Genomic DNA, 18,906 nt, shown 5'->3' with positions numbered 1-18,906 from the left:
CTCATTTATCAGTTAGACTGATCGTTTTAAATATTTTGGGCAGCGACATGAATAATATCTTGATCTTTATTCGCTACTCCCGCGTCAAAATGAAGCTTCGTTTTAAACTGGTAGGAACGCGCCGATGAGGACATTTCTAGATTCTCAGGAAGCCGAAACTTAAAATCAATTTTTTCTACTTCTTTAGGACGGATAGATCTTGAACTTAAAATGGTCAGCGAGTCCAGAATAGACTCCGAACCGTTTTTTTTGTCTAATACCATTAAGTGGCAATCAATCCTTTTCACATCCTGCTCGATGATCCCGCCGATTAATAAGAAATGACCCGTCACCTTTTCGCCAGGCGAATACTCTTGTTTTTCTAAAATTAAGTCTACTTTTGCTGACCCTATTCCTAAGCGAGACAACAATCTTTTACTCACCAGTGAAGCTCCTCTCCATTTTCATTCCCTTATTGGTTTGACGCTCCCTTGTCTATACGGGAGTTGAATAATAAACCGCCTGTCTTTCTTTTTGTTAACAATATTATAATCGCTCCCGCCCTAAACGCAAAGCGGTAACCTATAGCTTCAATAAATCTTTACAATTCCTTCACAATATTCGCTTATTTCTCTGAAAAAGCCCCCCCTTCCTTCCTCTTTCATATCCAAATCGCAGGACAGTTTAGATGCAGGCATCATTAAAAAGCGGTTGAAATGGTTGTCCATGCAGTACTTGATGGATGTTGTTTTAAAATTTGAATTTGAATTCTGCACAATGTTCGTTTAAATCACAAAAAGGCTTGTTTTAAAGAGATGCGCCCAACTGAAACGCTTAAGAGCCGCCTTGAAGGCGGCTCTTAAGCGTTTCCGATGCTCTAAACTAGTTTTTCCCCTTTATTTCTACCCATTTATATGAAGCGCCTACACCAAATGGATGAGCAATATACCCCTTCACATACTGTTTTCTCAGCTGGGCGCTGCCTGATTGGTACATTGGAGAAATAGCTGCCTCTTCTTCAATCAGGATTTTCTCCGCTTCCTGAAGGTTTCTCCACCTTTCTTTTAAATCGCTTGGATCGGCTTTCGCTTTCATAACAAGCTGATCAAATTTTTTGTTGGAAAAATTGGACCAGTTGTACGGACCGTCTGACACATAAAGGTCGATAAAAGTAATCGGATCTTGAAAATCCGGTGTCCATCCCGAATAACTTAAATCGTATTGGAGGCTCGATTCCAAAGCGAGCTTTTGTTTATTTGGCTGCTGGTTGATGTTAACGGTAAGGCCTGGCAAATTCTTTTCTAATTGATTTTTTACATATTCACTGATCTTTTTTCTGTCTTCGCTATCATAGCTCAATAGTTCAAGCTTGAGGTTTTTAACTCCCAGCTCCTTGAGCCCCTTTTGCCAATGCTCTTGGGCCTTCTCCACACCTTCTGTATTAAACCCTTCATACTTTGCCCGGAAATCCTTTTTCCCTTCATCAAACGTGAAATCCTTCGGCACAAGATAGTGAGCAGGAATCGAGCCGTTATTTAATAGCTTTTCTGCCGCTCCTTTTTTATCCCAGCCCATATCAATGGCTTTTCGGATATTTACATTCGACAAATTTTTATTTTTCTGGTTCATGCGAATAAAGAATACTTCCGGCTTCAATAATGTGCTGTACTCGGGACTGTCTTTATACTGGTCGACAAATTCGGAAGTAAGGTCTGTCGAATCAATTTGCCCTGTGTTATATAAGTTTACTCTTGTAGCGACATCCTTGACGACTTTCACATTAATTTTTTCCAGCTTGACGGCATCAGCATCCCAGTAATCAGGGTTTTTCTCATATATCCAGCCAGCTTCATGTTCCCATGATTTCAGGACAAATGGGCCGTTATAGAGTAAGTTCTCTGCCTCAAGTGCATACTTCTCGCCTTGTTTTTCAGTAAACTCTTTATTTTGCGGATAAAAGACTGGATAAGTCACGAGGCTGAGAAAATACGGCACGGGATTTTCCAGCTCCACTTGCAAGGTATGTTCGTCAACTGCTTGGATGCCCAATTCATCCACCTTTCCGTACAGCTCACTTTTGCTATCCTGTATGGCGGCTGCATTCTTCATATCGTTAAATAAATAGGCGTACATGGAAAGAGTATCGGGATGAATCGCTTTTTTCCAAGCATATTCAAAATCTTGGGCCGTTACGGCCGTCCCATTGCTCCATTTCGCATCGGAACGGAGGTGAAAAGTATACGTCTTTCCATCTTTGCTCACCTCATGTTTTTCAGCCACCCCTGCGACCGGCTCATGAGACTTATCTAGCCGGTAAAGTCCTTCAAAAATATTGTTCATTGTTTTACTGGAAAGAGTATCAAACAGCCCTAAAGTGTTCAGCGTAGGCAAATCCCCTCCTTCCGCTAAGTTCAATACCTGCTGGCTGTTCTTCTCATTGGCTGTTCCGGTGCCCTCTGCTTCATCCACGCCTTTGCTTTCTCCCCCATAGCAGCCGGACAAAACAGAGCCTATGAGCAGCATGCCGGTTATCATTATGGATCTCTTCATTTTCCTATCCCCCGTTCATGGTCTTTATATTTTCAAACAGTCGCCGGTTTTGACGGAATATTCAGTCAAAAAAGCGGTATCTGCACGCCTCTATAAGATGATCAGCTCTCTCGGTGAAGCAGTGAGCACTTCATTCCCGTGATCCGTTATTAGAATATCATCTTCTATGCGCACGCCGCCGAGTCCCGGCACATAGATACCTGGTTCTACCGTTAACACCATCCCGGGCTGAATGATGTGTTCACACCTTGGAGACATAAAAGGTTCTTCATGAATATCCAGCCCCACTCCATGGCCGGAGCCATGCCCGTACTCCTTGCCATACCCTTGCTGCTCAATATACTGACGGCTGAATGCGTCCGCCTGACGGCCAGTAATCCCCGGTCTAATGGAGTGCAGGCTCCTCATCAAAGCTTCCAGCACGACCGCATAAATATCTTTTAATCGGGCGTCAGGTTCCCCTGCGGCCACAGTTCTTGTCATATCCGAACGATATCCTTCATAATAAGCGCCGTAATCCAGAATTAACATATCCCCATGCCGGATCACCTGTTTGCTCGCTAAGCCATGCGGCAGTGCCGAACGTTCCCCTGAAGCAATAATCATATCGAAGGATGACGATGCCGCTCCCTGCTTTCTCATGAATGCTTCTAATTCATTCGCTACATCCACTTCTGCTACTCCCGGTTGAACGAAGCTTAGGATATGTGTAAAGGCTGCATCTGAGATTTCCGCCGCTGTTTTCAGTCTGCTGATTTCTTCCTTGCTTTTGACCATTCTTAATTTCTCTATCTCTCCCGATAGAGGAACCATTTCCGCCGTTGCCGCCTCCTGATATTTTGTATACAGGCGATAAGACATATGGTCCTGTTCGAATCCAATGGCAGAAACCTTTAATTCTTCTAATACCTTTACCGTTTCTTCAAAAATAGACGGCTTGTTTTTCACGGAATGAATCGAATACTGAGCAGCCTGCTTGTGCGCCTGCTCAACATAGCGAAAGTCAACCACTAACACAGCGGCCGTTTTTGTAATGATCACAACGCCGGCGCTTCCTGTAAAATCCGTCAAATATCTTCTGTTTGTGTCATTCGTAATCAATAAAGCGTCTATATGCTGCTCCTCAAGTATTTGTCTGGCCTTTATTAACTTTTCCACTGTGTTTTCCCCCTAATGAATCATTCTTGGCTGCCTGAAAGTTCAGCCGCAACCCGGCTAAAAACAGCTCGTTTATCTTTATTGAGCGAGTGAAGCGGCAACAGTAAAGAGGAATAATGCACCTCCTGAGAATAGGAACGGATAAGTGAGTGAAAACTTATGGCGTCCTGTACGGGAAGGCCGCCATTCCTTCGTTTGCCGGGAAATATACGCCTCCTTCTTGGATGTATGCTTCTTGAAATGCCGAAAGCTGTACATCATCCCATCAAACATACCGCCTTCTAAGACGAGCAGTGCTCCGCCTATCATTAACAGCCAGATAGCTATAAAGAATAAATAAGTAGTGAAGACCGTCCATAAGGTGCCTTGTGAAAACAATGAACCTATATAAGCAGCAGCTACCGATAAACACAATAGCTTGTTCACTTTCCTGAGAATAGGCGTTCTCTCCTTTGCTTCCGGTTTTGGCCTTGGTTCATACTGCTCCTGATAGTTTGCTTTGATATTCTCTAAATTCCCGTTCTGTGCATTCCACCCAATGTCCATCCTTCACCTCGCGCAGCCGCACCTCTTCCTGTTTTCTTTCAGACAACAGCTTTTGCTCATCAAACTTCATGCGCTGGTGGCTTTGCTCCAATCGGGGATCAGGCATCGGAATGGCAGACAACAGGGATTGGGTGTACGGATGCAGAGGGCGGCAATAAAGCTCGTTGCTTTCTGCTAACTCAACAATCTTTCCTTTATACATAACCCCTATCCGGTCACTAATATACTTGACCATGGCCAGGTCATGGGCGATAAAAAGGTAGGTCAGCCCTTTTTCCCGCTGCAGCTTTTTCAATAAATTAATCACTTGTGCCTGAATAGATACATCTAAAGCAGAAATCGGCTCATCGGCAATAATAAATTCCGGATCTACAGCGAGGGCTCGGGCAATTCCGATGCGCTGGCGCTGCCCCCCGCTGAATTCATGAGGATAACGATTCGCATGGTCTCTATGCAATCCTACCGTTTCCAGCAGCTCGTAAACCCGGTTCATCCGCTGCTGCCGGCTACCGGCTAACCCGTGGATATCCATCCCTTCCGCAATAATATCCGCAACTGTCAATCTCGGATTCAGGGAAGAGTATGGATCTTGGAAAATCATTTGGATGCTTCTGTTCAATTGCTGTGTTTCTGCACCAGACTTCTTTTTAAAAACGCTCTCATTTTTATACAGCACCTCCCCGGCAGTGCCCTCATACAGGCCGATCAATGTCCTCCCGGTTGTTGACTTGCCGCAGCCTGATTCTCCCACCAATCCAAAGGTTTCCCCTTTATAAATATCAAAGCTTAATCCATCGATCGCTTTAATCACATGATGCTTATCGCTTTTAAAGTATTGTTTTAACCCTTTTACTTCTAACAGCTTTTGGCCCTTTCCGCTCTTTTTTATGACGGTTTCATTTTCTTTCGCTTTGCGTGAATTGGCAGCCGTTTGCTTACGCTGCTGTGCCCCCCGCATTTTTCGGGCTTTTTCATGCAAAAGCCAGGTAGCCGCATAATGAGTGTCGGATACTTTAAACATCGGAGGCTCTAACAGGAAGTCAATTTCCATTGCGTTTGGGTTCCGTGCAGCAAAGGCATCCCCTGCCGGAGGGGCAGCTAAATGAGGCGGCGCCCCCGGAATAGTGACGAGCTCCTCCTCTTGGCGATGAATATCCGGCATCGCTCCCAAAAGCCCCCATGTGTATGGATGCTGAGGCTCATAGAACACTTCATGGGCCTTGCCGACTTCAATGATCTTCCCGGCGTACATCACAGCCACACGATCAGCTATGTTGGCTACTACTCCTAGATCATGGGTAATAAAAATAATCGCCATTCCCAGCTGCTTCTGCAGGGACTTCAACAGTTCAAGAATCTGGGCTTGTATCGTTACATCAAGGGCGGTTGTCGGCTCATCGGCGATCAGCACTTTCGGATTGCAGGAAATGGCCATGGCGATCACGACCCGCTGCCTCATTCCTCCGGAAAATTGATGGGGGTACTGATCAAACCTTTTCTCCGGATGATGAATGCCGACTAACTCCAGCAGCTCAAGCGTTCTTTCCTTCGCTTCCTGCTTCGTTCCTTTTTGATGCTTGATGACACTCTCCATGATTTGTTTGCCTATTGTCATCGTTGGATTAAGGGAGGTCATTGGATCTTGGAAAATCATCGAAATATCAGCTCCGCGGATGCTTTGCATTTGTTTCTCCGATAAAGCCGCCAAGTCCTTTCCTTCAAACAGGATTTCCCCTTTTGTTATTTTCCCGGGCGGATGAGGAATCAGCCTTAACAGACTTTTAGAAGTAACGGACTTCCCTGATCCTGACTCTCCGACAATGGCCAGCGTTTCTCCTTTATTCAAATGAAAGGAAACACCGCGGACCGCTTTCACCTCCCCGGCATAGGTGTTAAATGAGACATGCAAATCCTTTACTTCCAGTACTCTTTCCACTGGCTCCCCTCCTTATTTGCGCATTTTAGGATCAAGCGCATCCTGCAGGCCATCTCCCAACAAGTTAAAGCTGATCATGATCACACTAATAACGATAGACGAAAAAGCAAGCATATGCGGATAAATGCCTAATAGCTTATAGCCTTCATTAATCAATGTGCCTAAAGAAGATACCGGCGGCTGCAGCCCAAGACCGATAAAGCTCAAAAAAGCCTCTGTAAAAATGGCGGTAGGTATCGTGAACATCGTCGTAATAATAATGGGCCCTAATGCATTAGGAATTAAATGCTTCCAGATCATCCTTTTGTCCTTCGCCCCTAACGTTTTAGAAGCCAAAATAAATTCCTGTTCCTTCAGCTTTAATATTTGGCCCCGGACGATGCGCGCCATTCCCACCCATCCTGTAATGACCATGGCCAGCGTGATGGACATGATGCCAGGCTTCAGCACTAAAATTAAAAGAATCACTACAATGAGATTGGGGATGCCCACCAGAATTTCGATCAATCGCTGCATGACATTATCAACCCGGCCTCCGTAATAAGCAGAAATGCCTCCATACGCGACCCCGATAAGCAGGTCAATCGCTGCCGCCAGAAAAGCAATGTAGAGCGAAATACGGGTTCCATGCCACACTCTTGTCCATAGATCCCTTCCTAAGTTATCCGTGCCAAACCAATAATAATCAGTCACTCCGCTTGCTTCGTAACGGTCAATCCCTCTGTTATCTACTCCATCAAATCCAAGCCAGCCCACCTGCTCTAAGATAGGAACCTTCGGCGGCAAGTTAGCCCGCGCCAAATTTTGCTCATCGTACCCATGGTTATTTGCATAAGGGCCAAAGACAGCTAATAAGATGATGAGGGCAATTAACATTAAACCGGCAAATGCTGCTTTATTTTTCAGAAAGCGCTTCCAAGCATCCTGCCAGTAAGTCATTGCAGGACGGGAAATGCTCTTTGCACTTTGCTGTTCTTGCGCGGGCTCAAACAGTTCATCCGCAAGCTCCCTGTTCTCTACGGTCATGATCTATTCCCCCCAGCCACTCGTATCCGCGGATCAACAATTCCGTACATAATATCGATCAACAGGACCACACCAATAAATAGAATACTGTAGAATAAAGTAACCCCCATGATCATTGGAAAGTCATTGGTGATAATAGACTTTACAAACTGTTCTCCCAATCCGGGAATACTGAAGATTTTTTCAATCACCAGCGTGCCGGTCAGAAGCGACACGGTCATCGGGCCCAAAATCGTCATAATCGGGATCGCCGCATTCCGGATGCTATGCTTGAAAATGACGTTGAAATTCGTTAACCCTTTAGCTTTAGCGGTGACGATATAATCCTGGCCGAGTACATCAAGCATTTCACTGCGCATAAACCGGGCCAAAGTAGCGACAACAAATACGGATAATGAAATAGTAGGAAGAATGGAAAATTCAAACCCTTCCCAAAAAGCTACCGGCAGCCACTGCAGACGCACGCCAATCCAATACTGCAATAACCCCGCAAACACAAAGCTCGGTACAGATAGCCCAATAACAGAGAGAATCATCGCCCCGTAATCAATCGGTGTATTATGTTTATAAGCTGCAATAATTCCTAAGAGAATACCAACAATGCTTCCTACAACGAGCGACTGCAATCCGAGCACGACAGATGCCCCGATCCGCTCGCCAATAATATCTACCACCGCCCGGCCATCGTATTGAAAAGATACGCCGAAATCTCCTTTGAAAATATTGCCTATATATGTCACATACTGGAGAGGCACAGGCTTATCTAACCCGTACCGCTCCATCATTCTTTCCTTCTGTACATCTGATAATCTCTCATCATTGAATGGAGAACCTGGCAGGGTTTGCATCAGGAAAAAAGTAAATGTGGCAATAACAAAAAATGTTACTAGTGTATATCCTAATCTGCTTAAAATATATTGTTTCACTCATCCCACCTCCAGCTGCCTATGCTTAAAATGATTTGCTTGCTCACAAGCAGGTAATCCTCTATCTTTCTGTCACTTTATGCCTCTATCCCTCCTCCTTTCTTCACCCTTTATTTCATAATGCAATCCATATGCCAATGGAAGAGAGCCGTTTGAAGCAATAGTTAACAGAATATTTTAAAAAATTAAACACCGTGTGTATAATTTTTTATAACGTGTCTAAAAATTTTGAATGAACAGCCAAAAAATTGTCGTTTCTTGAATAACTCAGACAGTCTGCTAAACCTCCAAGGAGTCTTCGCGCCTTCTGCTCTAATCAACACAGTTGGCAAAGTGAGGGCAGCCATGCCATACGGCCTGTTTTAACATCAATGCAGGTGGCGCTTGCTTTCGCTGCGGTGCCCCCTAAGAAACTGGCCTGACTAATCGACGCAGCGAAGTTTCTCCTTCTCCCGGATAGCTTAAACATCATCTAAAAAAACAGAAAAGGTTCGGAATGAAATCATTCCGAACCTTTTTTGTCAATAAGCGGGGAGCGGTTCAACAGCTCAGCTTATTCTTTTCACTGCTTGCTCTATCTGTCAAGAATAACTATTGACTGCTACGCTCATTAACTCGGTTGGAAATGTGGTTAATACGTTCGCCTGTCCATCTTCTCCGATGTAAACATCCTCCTCAATTCTTACCCCTCCCCAATTAGGGACGTAGATCCCCGGCTCAACTGTAAAGAGAAAGCCGCTTTCGATCATTAATTCGCTGTTTTCATGAATAGAAGGTTCTTCATGCACCTCTATGCCCAGCCCATGTCCTACCCGGTTATTAAAATAACGCCCGTATCCATTTTGTTTAATAACCTCCCGGGCCGCTCTGTCTACCTCTTTTGCCGCGACCCCAGCCTTGGCGGCGCGAACCCCTGCTTCTGTCGCTTGGCGCACAATGCCATGCAGCTTCTCTTGCTCAGCTGACGCCTCTCCAATAACAAATGTTCTTGAAATATCTGAGCAATAGCCATCGGCCATCACTCCCATATCAATCAGTAAAAACTCTCCCCACTGGAGTTTTTTTTCATCCGAATGTCCGTGTGGAAGCGACGATTTCACCCCCGATAAAACAGTTGTCGAGAAAGAAGGGCCGGCCGCGCCAAATCTTCTCATCAATAACTCCATTTCTGCGGCCAGCTCTAATTCAGTCATCCCTACCGCAACTTTTTTCATCCCTTCCGCTAACACCTTCTCAACGATCTGGACGGCCCGTTCTACCCGGAGGCATTCTTCCGGGGTCTTTCTCATTCTTTGGGAGGCAACGAAATCCCCTATATCTAAATAACCGGAAATCGAGAGGTGATTATTTAGTTGTGTTTGCTGATGCAGAGTCACTCTTTTGGTCTCTACGCCCAGACTTTTGATCTCCTCGCCAATATGATCTTTCACGACCTGATAAGGGTTTTGTTCATCAAAAATAGGAATAAGCTGTTCAACAAACGAATGCTGCTTGGCGGCTTCATAATCTAAAGCGGGGATAAATAAGCTTAGCTGATCCGTGCGGCCATCGAGCAGCAAGGCCATAAAGCGCTCATAAGGCTCTGAGTGAAAGCCTGTATAATAGTAGATATTTTTTGGTGAAGTGACCAGTCCCACTTCTATTTGCCGCTCTTTCATCTGTTCTTTTAAAGCGGTGATCCGTTGTTGATAAATCGCTGTCATCCTCCGTCCTCCCTTTGCGCTGCTAGTCTTCCTGCCGGCAAAACTCTTCAGGCATGGATATACCGCTGTCCTCTAAAAAATGCGTATCTTTAACAAGCTCTGTTTAATTAAACTGCAGAGCCTAACAAAAAATACGCATGTTGAGGCCCTCATCCGCTGTTTATTTTAAGTTCACCCAAATGCTTTTTACTTCCGTATAGTTATCAAGGGCGTAGGAGCCCATTTCACGCCCAATGCCTGATTGTTTATAGCCGCCAAACGGCGAAGCTGCATTTTCGAGATTATAATCATTGATCCAGACAGTACCAGCTTTTAACTGATTGGCGACTTGATGAGCGGTCTTTACATTTTCCGTCCAGACGCCTGCCGCGAGGCCAAATGGCGTATGATTCGCCCGTTCAATGACTTCTTCTGTGCTATCGAATGGAAGAACGACAACAACCGGACCAAAAATCTCTTCCTTCGCGATCGTCATCTCATCCGTTACATCGGCGAAAACCGTCGGCCGGACAAAATAGCCTTTCTCCAATGCTTTGTCTCCTCCGGCAACGATTCTGGCCCCTTCGTCTTTCCCTTTTTGGATATATCCAAGGACACGCTCCTGCTGCTTTTTCGTTACAAGCGGCCCCATGTCGGTTTCCGGGTCCATGCCGGAGCCAAGCTTTACATTGTCAGCCATCTTTGCCAGCTCATCCACTACCTTGTCATAATGCTTTCTGTGGACAAATACCCGTGAACCCGCGCTGCAGTTTTGCCCATGATTGTACATAATGCCATTAAACGCACCGGGGATGGCTTCTGATAAATCTGCATCCTCTAAGATGATATTAGGCGACTTTCCGCCAAGCTCCAGCGTTACATGCTTAATCGTGTCAGCCGCCTGGCGCATAATGGACTTTCCTGTAGCCGTTGATCCGGTAAACGCCACTTTTTCAATATCAGGATGACGAATAACGGCTGCCCCCGCCGTCGGGCCAAACCCGGGAACAAAGTTGACTACACCTGGCGGGAAACCCGCTTCATGAAACAATTGGGCTGTATATAAAAGAGACAGCGGCGTTTGTTCGGCTGGTTTCAAAACGATGGTGCACCCGGTTGCCAAAGCGGCACCCATTTTCCAGGCAGCCATAACAAGCGGATAGTTCCACGGAATCACCTGGCCGACGACCCCAATAGGTTCATGACGCGTATAATTCAAATAATCGCTTGAGATTGGAATAGTCTGGCCAAGCACTTTTGTTGCCCAGCCGGCATAATAGCGAAAGTGCTCGACAGTGGCGGGAATATCGTCTTCAAGCGCCACCTTGTAAGGTTTCCCGTTATCCAGTGCTTCCAGCTGCGCCAACTCTTCTTTATTTTCATCAATTAAATCAGCCAGTTTATATATGAGGTGGGCGCGCTCAGCTGTGCTTAGTGCCGGCCACGCCCCAGACTCAAAGGCCCGGCGCGCCGCTTGCACCGCTGCATCTACATCTTCCTCGCGCGCTTCACTAACAACAGCCAGCACGTCCTCTGTGGCTGGGTTGATCGTTTCAAATGTCTGACCGCCGGCAGCCGGTACATACTTTCCGTCAATAAACAAGTGGACCGGCCTTTCTAAAAAGTCCTTCACCTTCGCCTTTAATTGAATTCCTGCAGTTAACATCTATTGGTTCCCCCTTTAATACGTTTTCATAGGATCATTCTTGCAGTCCGGCAATCTATTAAACTTGCGGCACCGTATTTAAATGGGACAGAATATCTTTTAGCCTTTGTTCTTCTGCCGCTGTCAAGCCAAGGCGAGGGTAGCGGGACGGACCGCCAGCCTGGCCGTTTAACTCCATGGCCCGCTTAACAATCTGGACGTATTTTCCCGATCCTTCAAGGAACTCACAAAGCGGCAGAATCCGGTCGTTGATGGCCCACGCCTGCTCAATCTCTCCTTGCTGCATATGGTTAAACATCTCCGTCACAAGCTTCGGCACAATATTTCCGGCTACAGAAATCCATCCGGTTGCCCCAACTAAGTAAGATTCCATAACGAGCTCCTCTGCCCCGCAAAACACCTCCGCTTCTCCTTGTCTCGCCAAGTCCCGCACTTTCCGAATGTCGCCGCTGGACTCCTTAATATGCGTCACCCGCTCACACTCTTTCCCAATGCGGAGCATCAGCTCGGTGCTCATATCGACTCCTGATGTAAAAGGGTTGTTGTACAACATAATCGGCAAGTTGACCGCATCCGATATCTCTTTAAAATGGAAGAAAATCTCTTCTTCCTTCGGCTTGCAGTAATAGGAATTGATAATTAAAGCAGCCGCGGCACCATGAGCTTCCGCCTGCTTTGTATATTCAATCGTTTCTCTCGTCGTTTCTGCCGCTGTTCCGACGATCACCGGAATGCGCCCATCCACTTCCTTCAGTACCATTTCGACCATTTGGAACTTTTCTTCCTTGGTCAGACTGACAAATTCCCCGGTGCTGCCATTGATGACAAGGCCGGCAACTCCCTGATCAATAAAGTACTGAACATTGCTTTTTACCCCTTCCCAATCAATCTCCTGTGCTTCCGTCATCGGGGTAATTAATACTGGATATGCGCCTCTAATAGCTGTCATAATTGTGTCCTCCTTTAAATGTTGGTTAAGATGTTTTTTCATTGGTCAGCTTTGCTTTCGCTGCCGGCCGGTTAGCTGCTCCTTCAGCATTGGTATACCAAATAAATTTGTTCGTAAATCCATACAGAAGCGTGATGCCTACGGCCAGAAAGTTAAACCATAAAAACGGCAGATAAGACAGCGTCGAAACGCCAAGTACGGTCGCCATGTACACACCTCCGTCACTCCATGGCACCATCGGAGTCGTGACCGTTCCGCCGCCTTCTGTATTCCTTGACAGCACTCTGCGGTCAATGCCGAGCCGGTCATAGTTTTTCTCGGTAATTTTGCTGGCCGTAATGATGGATACGTAAGCGGCCCCTCCAAAAAAGTTGCCGAAAAATCCTGCGAGAACAGTGGAAAGCGTCACTTTCCCCGCATTATCCGCCCAGGCAAGCATTTTGTTGCAAATAACTTGTAAAATGCCAATCTGCTCCATTAAGCCGCCGACTCCAAGAGCAAAAATAATCAAAACGATGACTTCCAGCATGGAAACAATGCCGCCCCGGTTCAATAAGTTATCGATAAATTCGACGCCCGACTCGATAGAAAACCCGCTATAGGAGCTTCGAACCGCTTCAAGCAGCGGCATTCCCTGGAACAAATAAGCCCAGACCGAGCCGAGCAATGCTCCAAAAGCGATCGTGGGGATAGATGGCTTTTTTAAAGCAAGCAGCAAAATAACAAGGGCTGCAGGAACGAGCATATACCACGAAATGCGGAAGTGATCTTGCAGGGCGGCCATGGTTGCCTCTGCCCGGCTCAGGTCCCCATTGCCATTCACATAAAAGAAGCCTGTCAGTAAAAATAAGATCCCGGTAATGATCCAAGCCGGCGTACTGACATACAGCATCGATTTAATATGATCAATTAAATTTACCTTCGACAAGGAAGCGGTCATTACCGTCGTATCCGATAACGGAGATAGTTTATCGCCCACATAAGCGCCCGATATGACAGCTCCGGCTACGAGGGCCATGGGAATGCCGAAGCTGTGGCCAATCCCCATCATGGCAATGCCGGCCGTGCCTGCTGTTCCAAAGGATGTGCCGGTCGCAAGGGAGGTCACGGTACAAATCGCAAAAGCGGCAAACAAAAAGATCGTGGGATTGATGATCGTAAGGCCGTAATAAATGATGCTCGGCACTACCCCTCCGGCGATCCATGTGCCAATTAATGCCCCTACTGTAACGAGTACTAACACGGCTTCTAGTCCGTTGTTAATCCCTTTCAATATTCCTTGCTGCATATCGAAATAGCTGTAACCAATTTTTAAGCCGACCAGCATAATGACAAACCAGGAAACAAAGAGCGCCAATTGAATAGGCAGGCCGATTTGCGCGACAAATACGTACATAATAACGATGAAGCTGGTTAAAACAAAAGTAACCTCCAGTAAATTGGGCAATCTTTTTTGATGAGCCATGGGACCCCTCCTATGTTTTAAGGTAAGCGGTTACAGCCGGCCGCTCGCACCTACTTCAATAAAAAGCCGGACGGCAAAGGGTCAGTTGGATCTAGGATAGCGGTATGTGTGCCCGTAATGAAGCCGCGGCTTGAAAGCTTGCATCGGTGCCCTTCTTCTGTTTCCTCTCCCGGCCATGCTTCGATCAAGCTGCCGAATATGCTTTCATTCACTAGCGTCTGGCTGGAAGACATTTTGTTTTCAGCGAGCAAAAAGGCGCAGCAGGCAGCTGTCGCATCAAATCCTGGCGACCGAACAATCATTCCATCTTTGCGAAAAGTAATGCTTTTTATTTTCCCGTTGGACGCCTCCGATTCATCAAGCACAATGACGCCATCCACTTCCCATTGGCCGGATATCATTTGAAGAGTTTTCTGTCCCCACTTCTTCCATTCCGTTAGTTCGGCCAGGTCCATTTCAACGGCTGCCTCTTCTTTTGAAAGGAGAGCATAGACTCCTTCCGATTCGATGAGAGAAAAGGCTGGCGCGCAGCCGGAAACCTTCTCTATGATCCGGCAGGGTCCGCTCTCCAGCTGAACAGACACTACTTCTCCTTCTTTCATTGCAGCAGAAAGACCAATGAGGCCCGAAACAGTTTCTAATTGATACTGGCTGGACACTCGAGGAGAGAGAAAACCGCCTTCTAGCAGCGCGGTGATTACCGCTGCTGCCCCTCCATAGTGAACGGGCTGACTCTCTGTATGGGTAAAGAACAGCACAGACGCGTCTGCCCGGGGATCGATGGGCGGCAGAACGAGACAGCCCGTCAGCCCGGCAAATCCGCGCGGTTCATTTAACAGCAATTCCCGCTCCTTCTTGAAGGTGTCAGGAAGTCTCTCGTACAACTCCTTCAAGCTTTGATACCTTACGAGCGGCGGTACTTGAATGATACGAAATGCTTCTCCTGCTACATGGACATCGACCGTCGAATACAATGATTGAACCTTCATACCATCTCCTCCGTCTCATGTTCACTCATTGGCGGAATCAGCAAGAACCCTTCTCTTAACGGATCTTGTTCATTATAGAAAAACCGGTTCATTCCCATCAGCCAGGCAGAGCCGGAAATTCTTGTCTCCACTGTTTCTACTTGTCCTGCGTCTGCTGTTTGTACAATCACGCCGCGGAACAAGGAGCCGACGATGCTTTCATGAACAAAAGGCTCATTGATTCCGATTTCTTTTTTCTTATACATCACAGCAAGCTTTGCTGACGTGCCGGTGCCGCATGGGGAACGGTCAATTCCTCCGGGAGGCACAACGACTGTATTTTTGACGTCCGCCCGGTCATGAGTCGGTTCACCGTAAAACTCCACATGCGTTAGTCCCCGAATAAAAGGATGATGGGGATGGACAATCTCTGTTTGCTGATTAATCTCATTGCGAATGCTGATTGCTCTTTCAATAATCAGGGAAGCCTGATCGGGAACGAGCTCCAAGCCGACTGATGCCGCTTCGATAATAGCGTAAAAGTTGCCTCCATATGCGATATCTGCCTGCACTTGCCCGATGCCTGCCACGTCAACAGATACACTCTTTAACCAAAAAGCAGGCACATTGCAAAAGGAAACCTCCTTCGCTTTGCCGTTTTCCACAGTGATTTCAGCCTCTACAAGCCCGGCTGGTGTATCAAGCTTCAAGGAGGTAACAGGCTCTTTCACTGGAATAAGCCCCGCTTCTACTAACGCTGTGCAGACGCCGATCGTATCATGCCCGCACATAGGCAAATATCCGCCGGTTTCAATATAGATCACCCCAATATCCGCATCCGGATGACACGGCTCTGTAATTAACGCCCCTGACATCACATCATGCCCCCGGGGTTCGTTCATCAGCAGCTTGCGAATCCAGTCATGCTCCTTTTTCATATAAAGCATTTTTTCAGACATCGTTGCCCCTTCCAGCTTAGGCAAGCCGCTAATGACGGTTCTCGTCGGATTGCCGCCGGTATGCGTATCGATAGTGGTAAAAACTTTTTGTGCTTTCATCTGCTTAACACCCTTTCTGCAAAACGGTCATAACGCAAAGGATCTACCGGAATCGAGGGCTCTTTTTCATTAATCAGCTCTTCAATGATTTTCCCTGTTACCGCTGCCAGGCTGATCCCATCGCCCTCATGCCCTGCTGCAATGTAAAAATTCGGCAGTTCATCGACCCGGGACACGATCGGCAAATGATCTTCTGTCCACGGACGCAGACCCGCATAAGAGCGGATGACCATCATATCTGCCATCTTCGGATAAAACCGAATCGCCCGGTTGGCAATACACCGGATTACTTCGTCGCTCACTTTCGTATGGAATCCCACAAACTCGCGGCTGCTGCCTATCAGGAAGTTTTGGCTTTCTGTTGGTTCAAATACGAGAGCCACCCCGTATTTTTCAGTGAGAGGATCGACGTGGCGCACACCGCCAAACTTAGAAATTAAATAGCCAAATTCCATTACCTTGCGGCCGCCGACCGGCTGTTGTCTTGAAGCAACAATAATATGCCCTTTTCTCGGAGCAATTGGAATGGATAAATCGAGCATCGAGCCGATAAAAGGAGCCCATACGCCAGCCGCATTCACCACATGATTAGCCGTAAATGCCCCCTTTGTTGTTTCAATGCGGAAGGTGCCGTTCTGCTCCCTGTTCATGCTTTTTACCTCTGTATGCTTGTATGCCTTCGCTCCGTATTTCCTGGCCGCTTCCAAAAGACCAAATGCCAGCAAGTAAGGATTGACGGTTGAATCCGTAGCGCATTCCAGCCCTCCCAGCAAGTCATCAGCAAAATAGGGAGACTCCTCCCGGATATCCTGCCTATCCAGCATGCGAAACGGCAAACCTGCTGCTTTTTGGCGATCGACCCATTGCTGTGCCGCCTCCATCTCCTCTTCTGTTTCGCAAACAAGAATGCTGCCCGGTGCCCTGTATTCAAAAGGCTCCTCTAATTCCCTGCTGAGTTCATCGACCAAGTGCTGGCTGAATAAAGACATCTGGCTGTCAAAGCCTGGATCCTTGTCAATGGCAAGAATATTGCCGTCACAGCGTGAAGAAGTACCGCTAACAAATTCTCCTTTCTCGATGACCGTGACATCTCTGCCGTACTTTGAAGCGTAATAAGCGATGGAGCAGCCAATAATGCCGCCGCCGATAACTGCTATGTCACAATGCTTCATCCCACTGCCCCCTTTTCCAGTCCTCCTCTTCCTTCATGCAACGAACGTGCCAATGAAGATAGTTCATCCCGCGGCCTCCAAAAAAGAATATTTAAAATATTTAAACATTTATTGTATAATATTTTTTACAGTGTCCAAAAAATTAGACAAGGAGAAGAAGGCGATGCTCTTTTCTATTCAATCCATTAAAGAACTGATCGAAAGCGAACCGGCGAAAAGCACAGTGGCTAAAAACAAAATATATAAACAGCGCGGAACATTTTACTTGGATCACGGCCAAACGCCGATACTATGTGAAACGGTGGATGCCGATGCTTCGGTAGAACAGGTCCTTTCCGCTTTTCAGAAAGCGCCGGCCGTGGCTGTCCTGGAAAAAAACGGGGTTGTCAGCGGCTCCATTACTGCTCCCCAATTGATGGAATGCCTTTATGCGGCCTATCAGCACCTTCAAGCGTTTTACCAAACAGTGATCCAAACCACCGATGCCTCCGTTACCGTCATTGACCGCGAGAAACGGGTACGCACGTGGACAAAGGGAGCGGAGCGAATTTTCTCCTTAACGGAAGCGGAGGTTCTTGGACAGCCGATTACTCAGTTTTTTGAGCCGAATAAGTTGGAAATCCTGCATACGTTATATGAAGGAAAAAGAATCAACAGCCATTTTCACCAGCCGCGCGCTGACTTATTTGTTTTAATCAATTCCAACCCCGTTCTCTACAATAACCGCATCATTGGCGCCGTTGTATCTGAAACAGATGTGACCAATCAAGTCATGCTCAACGACAAATTGTTCACGATGTCTACTGAAGTGCACAGGCTTGAACAAGAAGTGGCTAAATACAAGCATTCAACCGATCCATTTCAGGCGATTAAAGGCAACAGCGCCTCCCTCCAGCAAACCGTTCAGCTGGCTAAAAAGGTGTGCAGCGTGAAATCCACTGTGCTGATCTTGGGAGAGAGCGGTGTAGGGAAAGAGGTATTTGCCAAGGCCATTCACGAAGCGAGCGAATCTCCGGATGCTCCCTTTATCTCTATCAACTGCGGCGCTATTCCTGCTTCGCTGTTCGAAAGTGAACTGTTTGGCTATGAACGCGGCGCTTTCTCGGGAGCCGACCACAAAGGAAAAAAAGGAAAGATTGAACTCGCCAAAGGAGGGACGTTGTTTTTAGATGAGGCAGGAGAAATGCCGCTCGATATGCAAGTAAAGCTTTTGCGTGTATTGCAGGAACGGACGTATTACCGTGTGGGCGGCGAGAAAGAATGCAAGGCTGATTTTCGCCTGCTTGCCGCTACGAATCAGGATTTGCCTGCACTTATTAAGAAGGGAGAGTTTCGCGAAGACCTTTATTACCGCCTAAATGTAGTCAGCCTGCACATCCCGCCTTTGCGGGAGCGCAAAGAAGACATCGTTGAATTGATGCACCATTTCCTGAATGAATTTTCTGTCCGTTATCAGCGGCCGATTCAGCAGCTGTCTCCTGAAGTGATGCAGGCGCTTTTCCAGCATGATTGGCCCGGAAACATCCGCGAGCTGCGCAATGTTATGGAGCGGCTTGTTGTATTTGCGACAGATGGAGTGATCAAAAAAGAGTATTTGCCTTTTTATGAAAGCACCCATCTTCAGGAGCAGGTAGCGGACAGGACGGAAGAGATCGATGAGACGATCCTTCCGCTCCAATATGAAATGGAGCGGCACGAGAAAAAAGTGCTTGAGCGGGCGCTGCGCCTTTCAAATGGCAATAAATTAGAGTGCGCCGAAAAACTTGGGATCACAAGGGCGACATTGTATAATCGCCTGAAACGCCTTGGCATGAATTAATCACTT

The 18,906-nt window shown here is 46.9% G+C and carries 15 protein-coding genes; 1 reads left to right on the top strand and 14 read right to left on the bottom strand.

Annotation, left to right across the window (positions count from 1 at the left end; translation table 11 throughout):
• Positions 1-26: 26 nt before the first annotated feature.
• From B1A98_RS15380 to B1A98_RS15315, 14 genes are all read right to left on the bottom strand, one after another.
• On the bottom strand, positions 27-422 hold the full coding sequence (locus tag B1A98_RS15380) for a sporulation protein (protein WP_052475203.1): 396 nt from the start codon (positions 420-422) through the stop codon (positions 27-29).
• 439 nt (positions 423-861) lie between these two features.
• Positions 862-2,529 carry a peptide ABC transporter substrate-binding protein gene (locus B1A98_RS15375; protein WP_041114113.1) on the bottom strand — a complete coding sequence of 556 codons (1,668 nt, stop codon included), beginning with the start codon at positions 2,527-2,529 and terminating at the stop codon, positions 862-864.
• 90 nt (positions 2,530-2,619) lie between these two features.
• The gene (locus B1A98_RS15370; protein ID WP_041114114.1) at positions 2,620-3,687 is read right to left on the bottom strand and encodes a M24 family metallopeptidase; all 1,068 of its coding nucleotides are present in this window, start codon (positions 3,685-3,687) and stop codon (positions 2,620-2,622) included.
• Between the two features lie 78 nt (positions 3,688-3,765).
• Positions 3,766-4,113, bottom strand: coding sequence for a DUF3899 domain-containing protein (locus tag B1A98_RS15365; protein WP_158286037.1), 348 nt, complete (start codon positions 4,111-4,113; stop codon positions 3,766-3,768).
• A gap of 49 nt (positions 4,114-4,162) precedes the next feature.
• The gene (locus B1A98_RS20925; protein ID WP_063386158.1) at positions 4,163-6,169 is read right to left on the bottom strand and encodes an ABC transporter ATP-binding protein; all 2,007 of its coding nucleotides are present in this window, start codon (positions 6,167-6,169) and stop codon (positions 4,163-4,165) included.
• Positions 6,170-6,181: 12 nt separating this feature from the next.
• Positions 6,182-7,195 (bottom strand): oligopeptide ABC transporter permease, encoded by a 1,014-nt coding sequence (opp3C, locus tag B1A98_RS15355; RefSeq protein WP_041114116.1) that lies wholly within the window; start codon positions 7,193-7,195, stop codon positions 6,182-6,184.
• On the bottom strand, positions 7,192-8,121 hold the full coding sequence (opp3b, locus tag B1A98_RS15350) for an oligopeptide ABC transporter permease (protein ID WP_041114117.1): 930 nt from the start codon (positions 8,119-8,121) through the stop codon (positions 7,192-7,194). The genes opp3C and opp3b overlap by 4 nt, the downstream gene beginning before the upstream one ends.
• Before the next feature lie 581 nt (positions 8,122-8,702).
• Complete coding sequence (locus B1A98_RS15345; protein ID WP_041114118.1) at positions 8,703-9,824, bottom strand: M24 family metallopeptidase; 1,122 nt, start codon at positions 9,822-9,824, stop codon at positions 8,703-8,705.
• Between the two features lie 160 nt (positions 9,825-9,984).
• Entirely contained in the window at positions 9,985-11,469 is a 1,485-nt protein-coding gene (locus tag B1A98_RS15340) for an aldehyde dehydrogenase family protein (protein ID WP_041114119.1), read from the bottom strand.
• Positions 11,470-11,527: 58 nt separating this feature from the next.
• Positions 11,528-12,418, bottom strand: a complete 891-nt coding sequence (dapA, locus tag B1A98_RS15335; protein WP_063386159.1) for a 4-hydroxy-tetrahydrodipicolinate synthase — start codon at positions 12,416-12,418, stop codon at positions 11,528-11,530.
• A 25-nt stretch (positions 12,419-12,443) separates the two neighbouring features.
• Positions 12,444-13,883 carry a Na+/H+ antiporter NhaC gene (nhaC, locus tag B1A98_RS15330; protein WP_041114121.1) on the bottom strand — a complete coding sequence of 480 codons (1,440 nt, stop codon included), beginning with the start codon at positions 13,881-13,883 and terminating at the stop codon, positions 12,444-12,446.
• Positions 13,884-13,933: 50 nt separating this feature from the next.
• Positions 13,934-14,872, bottom strand: coding sequence for a proline racemase family protein (locus B1A98_RS15325; RefSeq protein WP_041114122.1), 939 nt, complete (start codon positions 14,870-14,872; stop codon positions 13,934-13,936).
• Positions 14,869-15,909: a proline racemase family protein gene (locus B1A98_RS15320; protein ID WP_041114123.1), complete on the bottom strand. Its 1,041-nt coding sequence runs from the start codon at positions 15,907-15,909 to the stop codon at positions 14,869-14,871. Before B1A98_RS15320 ends, B1A98_RS15325 begins: the two co-directional genes overlap by 4 nt.
• Entirely contained in the window at positions 15,906-17,081 is a 1,176-nt protein-coding gene (locus B1A98_RS15315; RefSeq protein WP_041114124.1) for an NAD(P)/FAD-dependent oxidoreductase, read from the bottom strand. Before B1A98_RS15315 ends, B1A98_RS15320 begins: the two co-directional genes overlap by 4 nt.
• Positions 17,082-17,244: 163 nt before the next feature.
• Here B1A98_RS15315 and B1A98_RS15310 point away from each other — a divergent pair, with 163 nt between their 5' ends.
• Positions 17,245-18,900 carry a sigma-54 interaction domain-containing protein gene (locus B1A98_RS15310; protein WP_063386160.1) on the top strand — a complete coding sequence of 552 codons (1,656 nt, stop codon included), beginning with the start codon at positions 17,245-17,247 and terminating at the stop codon, positions 18,898-18,900.
• Positions 18,901-18,906: the final 6 nt, after the last annotated feature.

The sequence above is a fragment of the Pseudobacillus badius genome, from assembly GCF_002189605.1.
Classification (GTDB): Bacteria; Bacillota; Bacilli; order Bacillales; family Domibacillaceae; genus Pseudobacillus; species Pseudobacillus badius.
This window is presented reverse-complemented; position numbering and strand designations above follow the sequence as displayed.